Below are 14,972 nucleotides of genomic sequence, written 5' to 3'. Positions count from 1 at the left end.
CGACGAGACCGACGAGACCGACGAGACCGACGAGACCGACGAAGTCGCCGCCGATGCACGCGATGCGGCCGAGGAGGCTGCGGAGGCGATCGAGGGCAATGGCGATGGGGACAACTGATGCTTCGCTTCTTCATTGACCGCCCCGTTTTCGCCACGGTCATCTCCATTCTGATCGTGCTCGCCGGCCTTGCCGCCGGCCGTATGCTGCCGGTGGATCAATACCCCGACATTCTCCCGCCCAAGGTGATGGTGTCCGCGAGTTATCCCGGAGCCAGCGCCGAGGCCGTTGCCGAGACCGTAGCGGCGCCGCTCGAGGCCACGGTGGATGGCGTCGACAACATGGCGTACATGCGTTCGAGCTCCACGGATGACGGCGAGATGGAGTTGATCATCACCTTCGAGGTCGGCACCGACCCCGACATCGCTGCCATCAACGTGAGCAACGAAGTGGAGGGTGCAATGGGGCGCCTTCCGGACACGGTCGTCAGCAGTGGCATTTCGGTGGAGAAGCGCGCTCCGTCCATGCTGCAGATGATCACCTTCACCTCGTCGGACGGCAGCCTCGATCCCCGTTACATCAGTGATTACGTCTGGCGTAACGTCTATGCGGAGCTGCGCCGCGCTCCCGGTGTCGGTGATCAGGACTTCTTCGGCGCCCAGATCTACTCCATGCGTATCTGGCTTCACCCGGACCGCATGGCCGAATTCGACATCACACCCAGTGATGTCCGGGACGCGGTTCAGGAGCAGAACGAGCAGTACGCGGCCGGTGAGTTCGGCGCGGAACCGCAGGACCGGCGGCTGGACTTCACCTATACCGTCACCACCCCGGAGCGCTTCTCCGAAGTGGAGGAGTTCGAGCAGATCATTCTCCGCAGTCGCTCCGATGGCTCGGCGTTGCGTCTGAACGATGTTGCCCGCGTGGAGCTGGGGGCGCACCAGTACGCCTTCAGCGCAACCCATAATGGCCAGGAGACGGTGCCCGTCGGCATCTATCTGGAGCCGGGCGCCAATGCGCTGGAGACGGCGGCCGGTGTCCGGCAGATTCTCGAGGATCTCGAACCGCGGTTCCCGGACAGTCTCGAGTACGCCATCCCCTTCGATACCACCACCTTTATCGACGCATCCATTCAGCGGGTGCTGCTCACCCTGGTGCAGGCGCTGGTGCTGGTGGTGGCGGTGGTCTATCTGTTCCTGCAGACGCTGAGGGCAACGGCCATACCGATCGTCGCCGTGCCCGTCTCGCTCGTGGGCACCCTGGCCGGCATGTACCTGTTCGGGTTTTCGGCGAACATGCTGACGCTGTTCGGGTTGATCCTCGCGATCGGCATTGTCGTCGATAACGCGATTATCGTCCTGGAGAATGCCGAGCGGGTCATGCGGGAAGAGGGGCTGGACCCCCTGGAGGCGGCCCGCAAGACCATGGACGAGGTCGCTGCCCCCATCATCGCCATGACCCTGGTGACCGTCGCGGTATTCGTGCCGGTGGCGTTCATCGGCGGCTTCAGTGGCCAGATGTACCAGCAGTTTGCCATTACCATCGCGGTGTCCGTCTTCATCTCCGGCATCGTGGCCTTGACCCTGAGCCCCGCCATGTGCGCGCGGCTGCTCTCCAGTGAGCCACGTCGGCCAGCCTGGCCGTTTCGCTGGTTCAACGGCGCCTTCAACCAGCTCACCCGCGGCTACGTTGGCGGTGTGCGCTATCTGCTGCGCCATCCCGGTATCGGCATGGGGCTGTTTGCCCTGTTGCTGGCCGCGATTGTCGTGATGTTCCGTGTGGTTCCCGGCGGGCTGGTGCCCGACGAGGACCAGGGCTACGTGTTCGCCGCGGCGGAGCTGCCTCCGGCGTCGGCGCTGAACCGCACCCAGGATGTGATGGACCGGCTCGGGGCCGAGGCCCTGGATGACGACGATGTGGCTGACGTGGTCAGCTTCTCCGGCATGGATCTGCTGGCCGACGGCCTCAAGACCTACACCGGGGCCGCCTACGTGACGCTGAACAACTGGTCCGAGCGTCGCGAGGCCTCCCAGAGCAGTGATGCGGTAATCGAGCGCCTGGAGCGGACCGGGGAGGCGATCCCGGGAGCACGCATCCAGGCCTTCAATCCACCGCCCATCACCGGCATCTCCACCACCGGCGGCTTTGAGGCCTACCTCCAGAGCCGCATTGGCGACGACATGGTCACCATGGAGCAGCGCGCGCGGGAGCTGATCGACGCCGCGGAGGCGCGACCGGAGCTGGCCCGGCTGCGCACCGCCCTGAACAACGACGTGCCGCGCTACGAGGCGGACGTGGACCGGGATCGGGCGTTCGCCGCCGGCGTTGCCATGAGTGACGTCTTCGAGGCCATGCAGAGCACGTTCGGCGCGGTCTATGTCAATGACTTCAACCTCTTCGGCCGGGTGATGCGCGTGCACATGCAGGCGGAGTCCGAGTTCCGGGAGCGGCCGGATGATCTGGACAAGGTATTCGTGCGCTCGGAGGAGGGGGAGCTGGTGCCGCTGTCCACGCTGATCACCGTGCACCGGACCCAGGGGCCCGACGAGGTCGAGCGGTTCAACGTGTTTCCGTCTGCGCGCATCACGGGCGAACCGGCCCCCGGTTACAGCTCCGGCGATGCGATTCGCGCCCTGAACCAGGTGGTCGAGGACACGCTCTCGGACGATTACCTGCTCGGCTGGACCGGCGCCGAGTATCAGGAACAGCAGGCCTCCGGCGCCGCCGTGGTGGCGTTCGTGCTCGGCGTGATCTTCGTGGTGCTCATCCTGGCTGCCCAGTACGAGCGCTGGAGTCTGCCGCTTGCCGTGCTGATGGCCGTGCCATTCGCCGTTTTCGGCGCGTTGGTGGCGATCTGGGCGACCGGTCTGGAGAACGGCATCTACTTCCAGATCGGCCTGCTCGTGCTGATCTCCCTGGCGGCCAAGAATGCGATTCTCATCGTGGAATTTGCGCTGCTCAAGCGGGGAGAGGGGCTGGAGCTGTTCGATGCCGCGCTGGAGGCGGCGCGGCTGCGTTTCCGGCCCATCATGATGACCGCTGTCTCATTCATTCTCGGGGTCGTGCCGCTGGCGTTCGCGTCCGGGGCAGGTGGTAACAGTCAGCAGGCCATCGGGACGGGCATCATCGGGGGCATGCTCAGTGCCACCTTCCTGGCGCTGTTGTTCGTGCCCATGTTCTATTACGTGATCTCGCTGGGTACCGAGCGGCTCCAGGAGCGTCTGTCCCGCCGGCGCACAGGGGGAGAGCAGAATGCGTAAGGCCTGGCTACTGAGCGCCTCTGTGCTGATCGTCTCGGCGTGCACGGTGGGCCCGGATTACGAGCGGCCCGATCTCGCGCTGCCCGAGGAGTGGCCGGACGAAATAGCCGAGCAGATGGACGTGGGCTATGACGACGTGGTGTTCTGGTGGGAGCGCTACGACGATCCGGTGCTCGACCGTCTCGTGGAAGAGGCCGTCGAGAACAACCTGGACGTGGAAATGGCCGCGGCCCGGGTGCAGCAGGCGCGGGCCGTGCTCGGGGTCAGCGACGCCGAGCGCTACCCGCGGCTGGACGGTGTCATCGAGGCCGAGCGGGAGAACCCGGGGCTTACGGGCGGAGAGACCGAGTCGGAGTTCGTCGTGGGTGCGGCGCTCAGTTACGAGCTGGATCTCTGGGGGCGGTTGTCCCGCAGCCGGGAATCGGCTCGGGCGGAGCTACTGAGCACCGCCTACACGCGCGACGCGGTAAAGCTCGCCGTCATCAGCGATGTGGTCACCACCTACTTCGATTATCGCGCCGTGCGGGCGCAGATCGAGACCACCGAAGAGACCATCGGCTCGTTGATCGAAGCGCTCAACCTGGAGCGCTCACGCCTGGACAGCGGTGCGTCCACGGAACTGGCGGTCCGGCAGGCGGAGGCCGAGCTGGAGACCAGCCGGGCCGGGCTGCCCGGGTTGCGCTCCGAAGCGCAGCAGCGGCGCCGCGCCCTGGCCGTGCTGGTGGGGGATGCCGAGTCGGTGATCAGTGGTCTGGACGACCTTGGCGATCAGGGGCTGGATGATCTTCCCGAGACCGGGCATGAGCTGCCGGAGTCCATCCCGTCGGATCTGCTCGTGCGCCGGCCCGATGTCCGGGCGGCGGAAGCCTTTCTCGTGGCGGCAAATGCGGACATCGGCGCTGCCCGTGCCGCGTGGTTGCCCAGTGTCGATCTCGTTGGTTTCTACGGGAGCGGCGCTACCTCCGTGGGCGATCTGTTCACGGGCCCCGCGACGCTGTGGGAGGTTGTTGGCACCGCGGCGATACCGATCCTGGATTTCGGCCGACGCCAGGCGGAAATCGACCAGGCGGAAGCGGCCCGGGAACTCGCGGAGCTGCAATATCGCGGCACCATCCAGGATGCGCTTGTGGAAGTGGGTGATGCCTGGACGGTGCTCACCGCGGCCGACGAGCGGGTGCAGGCCCGTGAGCGGGAGATCAGCGCGCGCGTTGAAGTGGCGCGACTGGCGGAGCGCCGCTACTTGGGCGGGTACGTCCCCTACCTGGAAGTGCTCGATGCCCGCCGTGCACTGTTCGACGCGCGTCTGACCATGTCGGAAGCGACCCGGGACCGGCTCGCGGCCACCGCAACCCTGTACCGGTCGCTCGGGGGTGGCTGGCAGCCGGGGGAAGGGGTGAGCGCCGAATCCGACTAGCTGTTCGGCGGTCGGGGTGAACCAACGCCGACGGGTGGGCGAAGCCTGGCCGTGGGTTGTGCTATCATCCCGCGCTTGTTGCGTTCAGCCCCCGGGGCGCAGGATAATCCATGCGCTCTGGCGCGGTGCCGATCGCGACGCAGGCAGCATGGCGAGTGTGGCGGAATTGGTAGACGCGGCGGCTTTAGGTGCCGTTGGGGCAACCCGTGCAGGTTCAAGTCCTGCCACTCGCACCAGTCGATCGGATGCCCGCGCTGCGCGTGGGCCGGATCCATCGCTGCAGACGGCATTGCCGCGCGGCGCATGGGTTTTATTGGTTCAGATTTTGGCCTTGTGGATTTGAGGTGGCATCAATGCAGGTAACAGTGGAAACGGCCGAGGGCCTGGAACGCAAGATCAGGGTCCAGGTGCCGGCGGAGCGCGTTGACGGGGAAGTCCAGAAACGCCTGAAAGACATGGCCGGCCGCGTGCGGCTTGATGGTTTCCGGCCTGGCAAGGTGCCCATGAAAGTGGTGCAGCAGCGCTTCGGCGGCCAGGTGCGCCAGGAAGTGCTGAGCGAAGTGGTGCAGCAGACCTACGGTGAAGCGCTGCAGCAGGAATCGCTCCAGCCCGCCGGCTCGCCCAATGTCGATCTCAAACAGGGTGCCGAGTCCGGTGACCTGGAGTACGAGGCGAGTTTCGAGATCATGCCCGAGTTCGAAGTGCAGGGCGTGGGTGACATGAAGCTGGAACGCCCGGTCGCGGACGTGAACGACGAGGAGATCGACAAGGTTCTCGAGGATCTCCGCAAGCAGCGCGCGACCTACAACGAGGCCGACAAGGCCGCCGAGGACGGCGACCAGGTGGTCATCGACTTCCACGGGACCGTGGACGGCGAAGAATTCGAGGGCAACCAGGGCGAAGACACCCCGGTGACCCTGGGCGCCAACCAGATGCCCCCCGAGTTCGAGGAAGCGCTTGTGGGCCTGCGCGCCGGTGAGCAGAAGAAGATCGAGTACACCTTCCCCGAGAACTTCCCCACGGAGGGCATCGCTGGCAAGACGGCCGTCTTCGAAACCACCGTGAAGAGCGTCAAGGCGCCCGAGTACCCGGAGCTGGACGACGCCCTGGCGGAGTCGGTCGGTCTCCAGGAAGGCGGCCTGCAGGGGCTGCGCGACCTGATCCGCAGCAACCTCGAGCGCGAGGTGGAGCGCGCCCAGAAGGCGAAGCTCAAGGAGCAGGTGACCGACGCCCTGGCCAAGGCCAACGAAATCGAGCTGCCCAAGGCGCTGGTCGACGGCGAGATCGAGTCGATGCAGCAGCAGATGCGCCAGCGCATGCAGTCGCAGACCGGGCAGGCAGCGGATGATCTCGAACTGCCGGCGGACCTGTTCGAGGAACAGGCGCGGCGGCGGGTGACCCTGGGGCTGGTCATGAACAAGCTGATCGCCGACAACAGCATCCAGGTCGACCAGGACCGCGTCCGGCAGGAGCTCCAGAACATGGTGGCCGGTCACCAGAATCCCCAGGAAATGCTCCAGCAGTACGCCCAGAACCGCGAGATGATGCAAGGGCTCGAAGTGAGCATTCTTGAGGATCAGGTCGTCGAATGGGTGGCCGAGCAGGCGCAGGTGGAAGACAAGCCCACCGATCTCGAATCCCTGCTCAACCCGCAGCAGGCCGAAGCGGCCGAAGACGGCGAAGCGTCCACCGAAGAGACCAGCAAAGAGGGCTGATCATGGCCAGCAACGAAACCACCATGAGCGCGTCCGAGATCCAGGCCAACCTGGTACCCATGGTCGTCGAGCAGACGTCCCGCGGCGAGCGGGCGTACGACATCTTCTCACGGCTGCTGAAGGAGCGGGTCGTCTTCCTGATCGGGCCGGTCGAGGATCACATGGCCAATCTGATCGTGGCGCAGTTGCTGTTCCTGGAGTCGGAGAACCCGGACAAGGACATCCACCTCTACATCAACTCGCCGGGCGGGTCCGTGACCGCAGGGTTGTCGATCTACGACACCATGCAGTTCATCAAGCCCGACGTGTCCACCATGTGTGTCGGGCAGGCGGCGAGCATGGGGGCACTGCTGCTGGCAGGCGGTGCCCATGGCAAGCGCTATTCGCTGCCGAACTCCCGGGTCATGATCCATCAGCCGCTGGGCGGTTACCAGGGGCAGGCCACGGATATCGATATCCATGCCCGCGAGATCCTGAGCATCCGCGACCGGCTCAACCGGATTCTCGCCCACCACACCGGGCAGGATCTGGAGACGGTGCAGAATGATACCGAGCGGGACAACTTCATGGCGCCGGAAGCGGCGCGGGAGTATGGCCTGGTTGACCAGGTCCTGCAGGACCGCTCGGCGGTGAGCGACTCCTGAGAATCAGCCGCCGTGCGCCGCGAGCAGCGGTGCACGGCGCTTCCTACCTCCCCGGACTGTCGCGCGCGCCCGGTTTGGCGGCCGTTGCGATCGGCGCAGACCGCCGCGCCACGCGTTCGGCACCAGCCCGGCCAGACTGTGACATGGGGCGCCATCCGCGGCGTGCGCCCTTGCGTGGCCCCTCAAAAGCAGGCATGGTTTGAAGTGATGGCATCCGCCAGCGCGGTGTGGCGCAAGCCATGCAAGTCCTGGAACCAACCGAGGATCGGTCATGAGCGACAGAGACAAGACGCGTGGTGACGACGGCGGTAAGCTGCTGTACTGCTCTTTCTGCGGCAAGAGCCAGCATGAAGTACGCAAGCTGATCGCCGGTCCGTCCGTGTTCGTCTGTGATGAGTGTGTCGAGCTCTGCAATGACATCATCCGTGAGGAGATGCAGGAGAAGAGCGCGTCCGGCGACTCGCAACTCCCCAAACCCCAAGAAATCGCCCACGTACTGGATGAGTATGTCATTGGTCAGGGCCTGGCCAAGCGGACGCTCTCGGTTGCGGTTTACAACCACTACAAGCGGCTGGAAGCGGTTCAGGGCAAGAAGGACGACGTCGAGCTCACCAAGAGCAACATCCTGCTGATCGGGCCCACTGGGTCGGGCAAGACGCTGCTGGCGGAGACACTCGCACGGCTGCTGGATGTTCCGTTCACCATTGCTGACGCCACCACGCTCACCGAGGCGGGGTACGTCGGTGAAGATGTGGAGAACATCATCCAGAAGCTGCTGCAGAAGTGTGATTACGACGTGGAGAAGGCCCAGACGGGCATTGTCTACATCGACGAGATCGACAAGATCTCGCGCAAGGCCGACAACCCCTCCATCACCCGCGATGTATCGGGTGAGGGGGTCCAGCAGGCCCTGCTCAAGCTGATCGAGGGCACCACCGCCTCGGTGCCGCCCCAGGGCGGGCGCAAGCACCCGCAGCAGGAGTTCCTGCAGGTGCACACCGGCGGCATTCTGTTCATCGTGGGCGGCGCGTTCGCTGGCCTGGACAAGCTCATCCGTGATCGTTCCGAGAGCGGTGGCATCGGCTTCTCCGCCGAGATCAAGGTGGAGAGCGAGCGCAAGAGCATGGGCGAGACGCTGCACGACGTCGAACCCCAGGACCTGATCAAGTACGGGCTGATTCCGGAGTTCGTCGGGCGTCTGCCCGTGATCGCGACGCTGGACGAGCTGGATGAGGATGCGTTGATCGAGATCCTCAGCCAGCCCAAGAACGCTGTCACCAAGCAGTACCAGAAGCTCTTCGAGATGGAAGGCGTGGAACTGGAGTTCCGGGAAGAGGCGCTGCGGGCAGTGGCGCAGAAGGCCATGGAGCGGGGCACCGGTGCGCGCGGGTTGCGCACCATCATCGAGAACGTGCTGCTTGATACCATGTACGACATCCCGTCCATGGAAGGTGTCAGCAAGGTGGTCGTGGATGACGCGGTGATCCGCGGCGAAACCAAGCCTTACCTGATCTACGAGTCCCCGGAGCATTCCCGGGCCGCGTCAGACTAGCGCGATGCGGGGCGGCGGTTTCGCCGCCCCGTCGCTCCTGCCTCTCCCCAGATCCACCGGTTGGTACACGGCAACGGCTGTCCGGGCCCGTGATGCTCATCGCGCAATTGCCATCGGTGATGCATTGAAACCGGCACGGTACGACCACATATTGAGAGACAGGCAAGTTTCATGGCTTGGCGTGTCCGCCCTGCCTCCAAACCAGTTCAAGCGAGGTTGACCCTACATGACCCGCAAAGACGACAGCTCTGAAATCGTCAAGGAAACCCTGAACGCCGCGCCGGTGCTGCCGTTGCGTGACGTTGTCGTCTATCCCCACATGGTGATCCCCCTGTTCGTGGGCAGGGAGAAGTCCATCAAGGCGCTGGAGTCCGCCATGGAGGCGGACAAGCAGATCCTGCTGGTGGCGCAGAAGAGTGCCGAGGTGGATGAGCCGGCCGTGTCGGACCTTTACGAACAGGGCACGGTTGCGACCATTCTGCAGATGCTCAAGCTCCCCGACGGCACGGTCAAGGTGCTGGTCGAGGGGCTGCACCGCGCCCGCGTGATCAGTGTTCACGCCGACGACGACTTCTTCACGGCGCAAGCCGTGGTCCCGGAACAGGCCGACTACTCCGATGACCGGGAGGTCGACGTGCTGGCCCGGTCGATCATGAGTCAGTTCGATCAGTACGTGAAGCTCAACAAGAAGGTGCCGCCGGAGATTCTCTCCTCCCTGCAGGGGATCGAGGATCCGGGCCGCCTCGCCGATACCATCGCGGCGCACATGGCCCTGAAGATCGAGGGCAAGCAGCAGATCCTGGAGATCGAGGACGTGCGTGAGCGGCTCGAGCACCTGCTCGGGCTGATTGAAGGCGAGATCGATGTGCTGCAGATCGAGAAGCGCATTCGTGGTCGCGTCAAGCAGCAGATGGAGAAGAGCCAGCGCGAGTACTACCTGAACGAACAGGCGAAGGCCATCCAGAAGGAGCTGGGCGAACTGGAAGACGCGCCCAACGATACCGACGATCTTGAGCAGAAGATCGACAACTCCGGCATGCCCAACGAGGTCATGACCAAGGCCAAGGCCGAGCTCAACAAGCTGCGCATGATGCAGCCCATGTCGGCCGAGGCGACCGTGGTTCGCAACTACGTCGAATGGCTGGTGTCCGTGCCCTGGAAGAAGCGCAGCCGGGTCAAGCACGACCTGGACAAGGCCCAGGACGTACTGGACAACGACCACTACGGTCTGGAGAAGGTCAAGGAGCGCATCCTCGAGTACCTGGCCGTACAGAAGCGGGTCAAGAAACTGAAGGGGCCGATTCTCTGCCTGGTCGGCCCTCCCGGTGTGGGCAAGACCTCGCTGGGTCAGTCCATTGCCCGGGCCACGAACCGCAAGTTCGTGCGGATGTCCCTGGGCGGTGTGCGTGACGAGGCGGAGATTCGCGGCCACCGGCGCACCTATATCGGCTCGCTGCCGGGCAAGATTGTTCAGAACCTCTCCAAGGCCGGCACGCGCAACCCGCTGTTCCTGCTCGACGAAGTCGACAAGATGGCCATGGATTTCCGCGGCGACCCGGCGTCGGCCCTGCTGGAGGTGCTTGATCCGGAGCAGAACGGCACGTTCCAGGACCATTACCTGGAAGTGGATGTGGACCTGTCGGAGGTGCTGTTCATCTGCACCGCCAACACCATGAACATCCCGGCGCCGCTGCTTGACCGCATGGAGGTCATCCGGCTGGCGGGTTACACCGAGCATGAAAAGGTCAATATCGTCCAGCGTTACCTGCTGCCGAAGCAGATGAAGGCGAACGGGCTCAAGGAAGGCGAGCTGGAAGTGAGCGAAAATGCGCTCAAGGACATCGTCCGCCACTACACCCGCGAAGCGGGCGTGCGCAGCCTCGAGCGTGAAGTCGCCAAGATCTGCCGCAAGGTGGTGAAGGAGCTGGTGCAGACACCGCGGGACAAGAAGCTGGTGGTGAACACCCAGAACCTGGACAAGTACCTGGGTGTGCGGCGCTATCGCTACGGGGTGGCCGAAGAGAAGGACCAGATCGGGCATGTCACCGGTCTTGCCTGGACGGAGGTCGGTGGCGAGCTGCTGAACATCGAGTCCGCCATCGTCCCCGGCAAGGGCAAGATGACCCATACCGGTCAGCTGGGCGAGGTGATGAAGGAGTCCATTCAGGCGGCGATGACAGTGGTCCGCAGCCGTGCAGGAATGCTCGGCATCCAGCCGGACTTCCACCAGAACAGCGATGTGCATATTCACGTGCCCGAAGGGGCCATCCCGAAAGATGGTCCGAGCGCCGGTATCGGCATGTGCACGGCGCTGGTCTCCGCCCTCACGGGGATCCCGGTGAAGTCGTCCGTGGCCATGACCGGCGAGATCACCCTGCGCGGCGAGGTGCTGCCCATCGGTGGGCTCAAGGAGAAGCTGCTGGCGGCGCATCGCGGCGGTATCACCACCGTGGTGATACCGGAGGAGAACCGCAAGGATCTCCAGGAGATCCCCAAGGGCGTCATCGGCAAGCTCGACGTGCGCCCGGTGCGCTGGATCGACGAAGTGCTTGAACTGGCACTGGTCCAGACCCCTCAGCCGCTGCCCGAGGACGAGGCGGGCACCGACGAGGATCAGGCACCGAAGAAGCGGTCCCGGAGCAAGAAGAAGGAAGGCGGTGTCAGGGCGCATTGACACCGTGCTGGCGGGATTGCTATAAAACGCACGGCTGGTGGTGACGGGCACCCATGCACCACCAGCTTTTTTTATTGGGTCGAATATGGCCCCGGGGGCTGGACAGAGGCAGGCTCAGATGCGATAAAGTGGCCCTGCAGCTGGCGCAGCTGGCGCCTTTGCGAGAAGCAGGCCGCATCTTCCCGAGGAACCGCATAGCTTGTAGAGTGGCTGCGGTGAGAAATGGAAGTGACGTTGTCCAGGTAGAACAACACTAAGGGGATTACAGGATGAACAAATCGGAACTGATCGAAGCCGTTGCCCAGAACGCTGACCTGTCCAAGGCTTCCGCTGCCAAGGCGGTAGACGCCATGGTGGATGCCGTGACCAGCGCCCTGAAGGAGAACGATTCCGTGAGCCTGGTGGGCTTCGGCACCTTCTCCGTGCGTGAGCGCGCGGCTCGGTCCGGTCGCAACCCGCGGACCGGCGCAACGATCAACATCCCTGCGACCAAAGTGCCGAGCTTCAAGGCTGGCAAAGCGCTGAAGGATGCTGTAAACTAGCGCCTTCTTCGATTGGGGTGGTTAGCTCAGCTGGTAGAGCGTCGCCCTTACAAGGCGAATGTCGGGGGTTCGATCCCCTCACCACCCACCACGTGGTGTATCAAAATCCGGAGCGGTAGTTCAGTTGGTTAGAATGCCGGCCTGTCACGCCGGAGGTCGCGGGTTCGAGTCCCGTCCGCTCCGCCATATTTGTTATCGAAAGGCGCCTTAGGGCGCCTTTCGTGTTACAGGGCATCGTGTTTGTACGGTGCCAGAAGAAAAGTCCGGTGCAGTCGATCCGGAACCATTACATGGCCATGACGGTCAGTGCCCTTGGCCTGATACGATATAGGTTGCGTCAGTGGCAGCCGGCCACGCGGGGCTGGCCGCATCAATAGGGACAGGTTGGAGCATGCTGCAATCCATCAGAGATCGGGCGACCGGCTGGATCGCCTGGGTGGTCATTATTCTTATTGGTTCCGCGTTCGCGCTGTTCGGTCTGTCCAACTACATGGAGCCCGGTGGCACGCCACGCGCCGTGGCGACCGTCAACGGTTCGGATATCAGCCGTGATGAGGTGGGCCGGGCTTACCGTAACCAGCGTCAGCAGATCGAGCAGGCCTACGGTGACGACCTGGAGATCACCGACGAGATTGATCGGCAGATCCGGCGTGATGCACTGGAGCGCCTGATCAACCAGCGGCTGGTCGCCGACTATATCGACGATCGCAACATGACCGTCTCGGACCAGGACCTGGCGGCGATCATCCGCTCCCAGGAGGTGTTCCATGAGGGCGGGCGTTTTTCCCAGGAGCGTTATCAGGCGGTACTCCGGGCGAACCAGATGAACTCGGCGCAGTACGAGCAGCATGTTCGCCAGGATGCCCTGGCGCAGCAGGTGCGCGCTGCATTCACCGAGAGTGGTCTGGTTACCGAGCGCGAGGTGGATGATCTCCTGCGTCTGCAGATGCAGGAACGGGACGTCGCGTGGCTACGGCTGGATAACAGCGCCTGGCACGACGACGTGGAGGTCTCGGACGACGACATCCAGGCTTACTACGACGAACACCGGGACACGTTCGTGACGGAAGAGCGGGTCAGGCTCGCCTACGTGGAACTGCGCCGCGAGGATCTCATCGACGGCGTCGATGTGAGCGACGAGGAGATCGAGACCCGCTACGAACAGGTCCGCGATGAGCGATATACCGAGGACCGCGAGGTGGAAGCGCGCCACATTCTCATCCGGGTGGACGAGGATGCGGACGATGACACGGTCAGCGAGGCGCAGGAGCGCGCCGAAGCGTTGCGTCAGCGGATCACCGATGGCGAGTCGTTCGCAGAGCTTGCGGAGGAGTACTCCGACGACCCGGCGTCCGGCGCGCGTGGCGGTGATCTTGGCCGTGTCGAGCGCGGTGACATGGTCGAGCCCTTCGAGGACGCGCTGTTTGCGCTGGAGGAGGGCGAGCTCTCCGAGCCCGTTCGCTCGCCTTTCGGTATTCACCTGATCGAAGCCACCACCTCGACGGGCGGCGAGGTCACGCCCCTGGACGAGGTGCGTGATGAGCTGCGCCGTGAAATCGCGGAAGAGCAGGTCAGCAACGAGTTCTTCGACGATCTGAACCGCCTCGACGAGCTGGCCTTCGACTCCCCCGACACGCTCGATGATGCAGCCGAGGGACTGGGGCTGGAGATTCACGAGACCGACTGGATCACCCGCGAGGGGGGCGACGGCATCGCGTCCGAGCCAGAGGTGCTTGAAGCCGCGTTTGACCGGGAGGTGCTGGAGGATCGCATGAACAGCGCCGTCATCGAGCTGGGTGATGACCGGGCGGTGGTTGTACGGGTCTCGGAGCATGAGCCCCAGGAACAACTGGAACTGGATGAGGTTCGTGACGAGATCGAGGCCCGCGTGCGTGACCGCAAGGCTGCCGAGGCAGCCGAGGCGTTCGCGGACGAGATCATGGAGCGTATCCGGGCTGGTGAGAGTCCGGCCGAGATCGCTTCTGAGGATGATCGCGTGTCCTTCGAGGACATCGGCTGGGTGAACCGCCAGGAGGGCGGAGCGCCCGGGCAGGTGCTACGCACGGTATTCGGCATGGTCCGCCCCGAGAACGACACGCCGAGCCTGGAGAGAATCCTCGCCGCGAATGACCCGGTGATCCTGGTTCTGCGTGGCGTTCGTGATGGCGATGCCGAGGGCATTGACGCGGAGGAGCGTCGCGAACTGGCGGAGCGGCTGCGGGAGTCGTACGGCGATGAGGCCGTCGAGCAGTTCCTGGCTCAGCTTCGGGCCGATGCCGACGTGGAAGTCCACGACGACGACTACCGCTAGCCAGGGCCGGGGTGGCCTCCGGTCGGAGCGCCACCCCGGGCTGGATCTTATTCTTCTTCCAGGCCGTCCAGGCCGGGCAGCCCGACGATATGGAAGCCGCTGTCCACGTGCACGATCTCGCCGGTCATCCCGCGGGCCAGATCGGAGCAGAGGAACGCGGCCACGTTGCCCACCTCGTCGGTGGTCACGTTGCGCTTCAGCGGAGCGGAGCGGGCGTTGAACTCCAGCATCTTGCGGAAGCTGCCGATACCGGCGGCGGCCAGTGTCTTGATCGGGCCGGCGGACAGGCCGTTGACGCGGATGCCATGGGGGCCCAGGTCGTAGGCCATGTAGCGAACGCTGGCTTCCAGGCTCGCCTTGGCGGCGCCCATGACGTTGTAACTGGGCAGGGCCCGTTCGGCGCCGAGATAGGTCAGGGTCAGCAGCGACGACTCTTCGTGCATCAGGCCGCGCAGGGCGCGGGCCAGGGCGACGAAGCTGTAGGCGCTGATGTCGTGGGAAATGCGGTAGCCGTCCCGTGTGGTGTTGTCCACGTACGACCCCTTGAGCTCGTCCTGGGGTGCAAAGCCGATGGAGTGCACCGCCGCATCCACCGTGTCCCAGTGCTTCGCCAGTGCCGGACCCAGATTGTCGAAGTCCTCGTCCTGGCTCACATCCAGCGGCAGAACGATATCGCTGCCCAGTTCCGCGGCGAATTTCTCGACCCGCGGCTTGAGTTTGTCGCCCAGGTAGGTGAACGCCAGCTCTGCGCCTTCGCGCCGCATGGCTTGAGCCACGCCGTAGGCGATGGAGCGGTTACTGGCCACGCCGGTGATCAGCACCCTTTTTCCGGAAAGAAATCCCATGACAGGTCTCCTCGCTG

At 64.3% G+C, this 14,972-nt stretch carries 9 protein-coding genes and 3 tRNA genes; 11 read left to right on the top strand and 1 reads right to left on the bottom strand.

Features of this window, described 5'->3' with window-relative positions:
• Positions 1-117: 117 nt before the first annotated feature.
• From BMZ02_RS04340 to BMZ02_RS04290, 11 genes are all read left to right on the top strand, one after another.
• A complete protein-coding gene (locus BMZ02_RS04340; protein WP_091640200.1) occupies positions 118-3,258 on the top strand; it encodes an efflux RND transporter permease subunit in 3,141 nt (1,046 codons plus the stop codon).
• A complete protein-coding gene (locus tag BMZ02_RS04335) occupies positions 3,251-4,672 on the top strand; it encodes an efflux transporter outer membrane subunit (protein ID WP_091640198.1) in 1,422 nt (473 codons plus the stop codon). Before BMZ02_RS04340 ends, BMZ02_RS04335 begins: the two co-directional genes overlap by 8 nt.
• 151 nt (positions 4,673-4,823) lie before the next feature.
• Positions 4,824-4,908 (top strand) — tRNA-Leu (locus BMZ02_RS04330).
• Between the two features lie 117 nt (positions 4,909-5,025).
• Positions 5,026-6,387: a trigger factor gene (gene tig, locus BMZ02_RS04325; protein ID WP_091640196.1), complete on the top strand. Its 1,362-nt coding sequence runs from the start codon at positions 5,026-5,028 to the stop codon at positions 6,385-6,387.
• 23 nt (positions 6,388-6,410) lie between these two features.
• Positions 6,411-7,031 carry an ATP-dependent Clp endopeptidase proteolytic subunit ClpP gene (clpP, locus tag BMZ02_RS04320; protein WP_091640419.1) on the top strand — a complete coding sequence of 207 codons (621 nt, stop codon included), beginning with the start codon at positions 6,411-6,413 and terminating at the stop codon, positions 7,029-7,031.
• A gap of 271 nt (positions 7,032-7,302) precedes the next feature.
• Positions 7,303-8,583 (top strand): ATP-dependent Clp protease ATP-binding subunit ClpX, encoded by a 1,281-nt coding sequence (clpX, locus tag BMZ02_RS04315; RefSeq protein WP_091640194.1) that lies wholly within the window; start codon positions 7,303-7,305, stop codon positions 8,581-8,583.
• A gap of 226 nt (positions 8,584-8,809) precedes the next feature.
• Positions 8,810-11,257: an endopeptidase La gene (gene lon, locus BMZ02_RS04310; RefSeq protein WP_091640193.1), complete on the top strand. Its 2,448-nt coding sequence runs from the start codon at positions 8,810-8,812 to the stop codon at positions 11,255-11,257.
• 269 nt (positions 11,258-11,526) lie between these two features.
• Positions 11,527-11,799, top strand: a complete 273-nt coding sequence (locus BMZ02_RS04305; protein WP_091640191.1) for an HU family DNA-binding protein — start codon at positions 11,527-11,529, stop codon at positions 11,797-11,799.
• A 15-nt stretch (positions 11,800-11,814) separates the two neighbouring features.
• Positions 11,815-11,890, top strand: a tRNA-Val gene (locus BMZ02_RS04300).
• Positions 11,891-11,908: 18 nt separating this feature from the next.
• Positions 11,909-11,985, top strand: a tRNA-Asp gene (locus BMZ02_RS04295).
• A gap of 205 nt (positions 11,986-12,190) precedes the next feature.
• Positions 12,191-14,110, top strand: coding sequence for a SurA N-terminal domain-containing protein (locus BMZ02_RS04290; protein ID WP_091640189.1), 1,920 nt, complete (start codon positions 12,191-12,193; stop codon positions 14,108-14,110).
• 47 nt (positions 14,111-14,157) lie between these two features.
• On the opposite strand, the gene BMZ02_RS04285 is transcribed toward BMZ02_RS04290, so the two are convergent.
• Positions 14,158-14,955 (bottom strand): enoyl-ACP reductase FabI, encoded by a 798-nt coding sequence (locus tag BMZ02_RS04285; RefSeq protein ID WP_091640188.1) that lies wholly within the window; start codon positions 14,953-14,955, stop codon positions 14,158-14,160.
• Between the last annotated feature and the right edge of the window lie 17 nt (positions 14,956-14,972).

Source organism: Aquisalimonas asiatica (assembly GCF_900110585.1).
GTDB lineage: Bacteria > Pseudomonadota > Gammaproteobacteria > Nitrococcales > Aquisalimonadaceae > Aquisalimonas > Aquisalimonas asiatica.
Note: the sequence above shows the minus strand (reverse complement) of the source record. Positions and strands in the feature narration are given on the sequence as shown.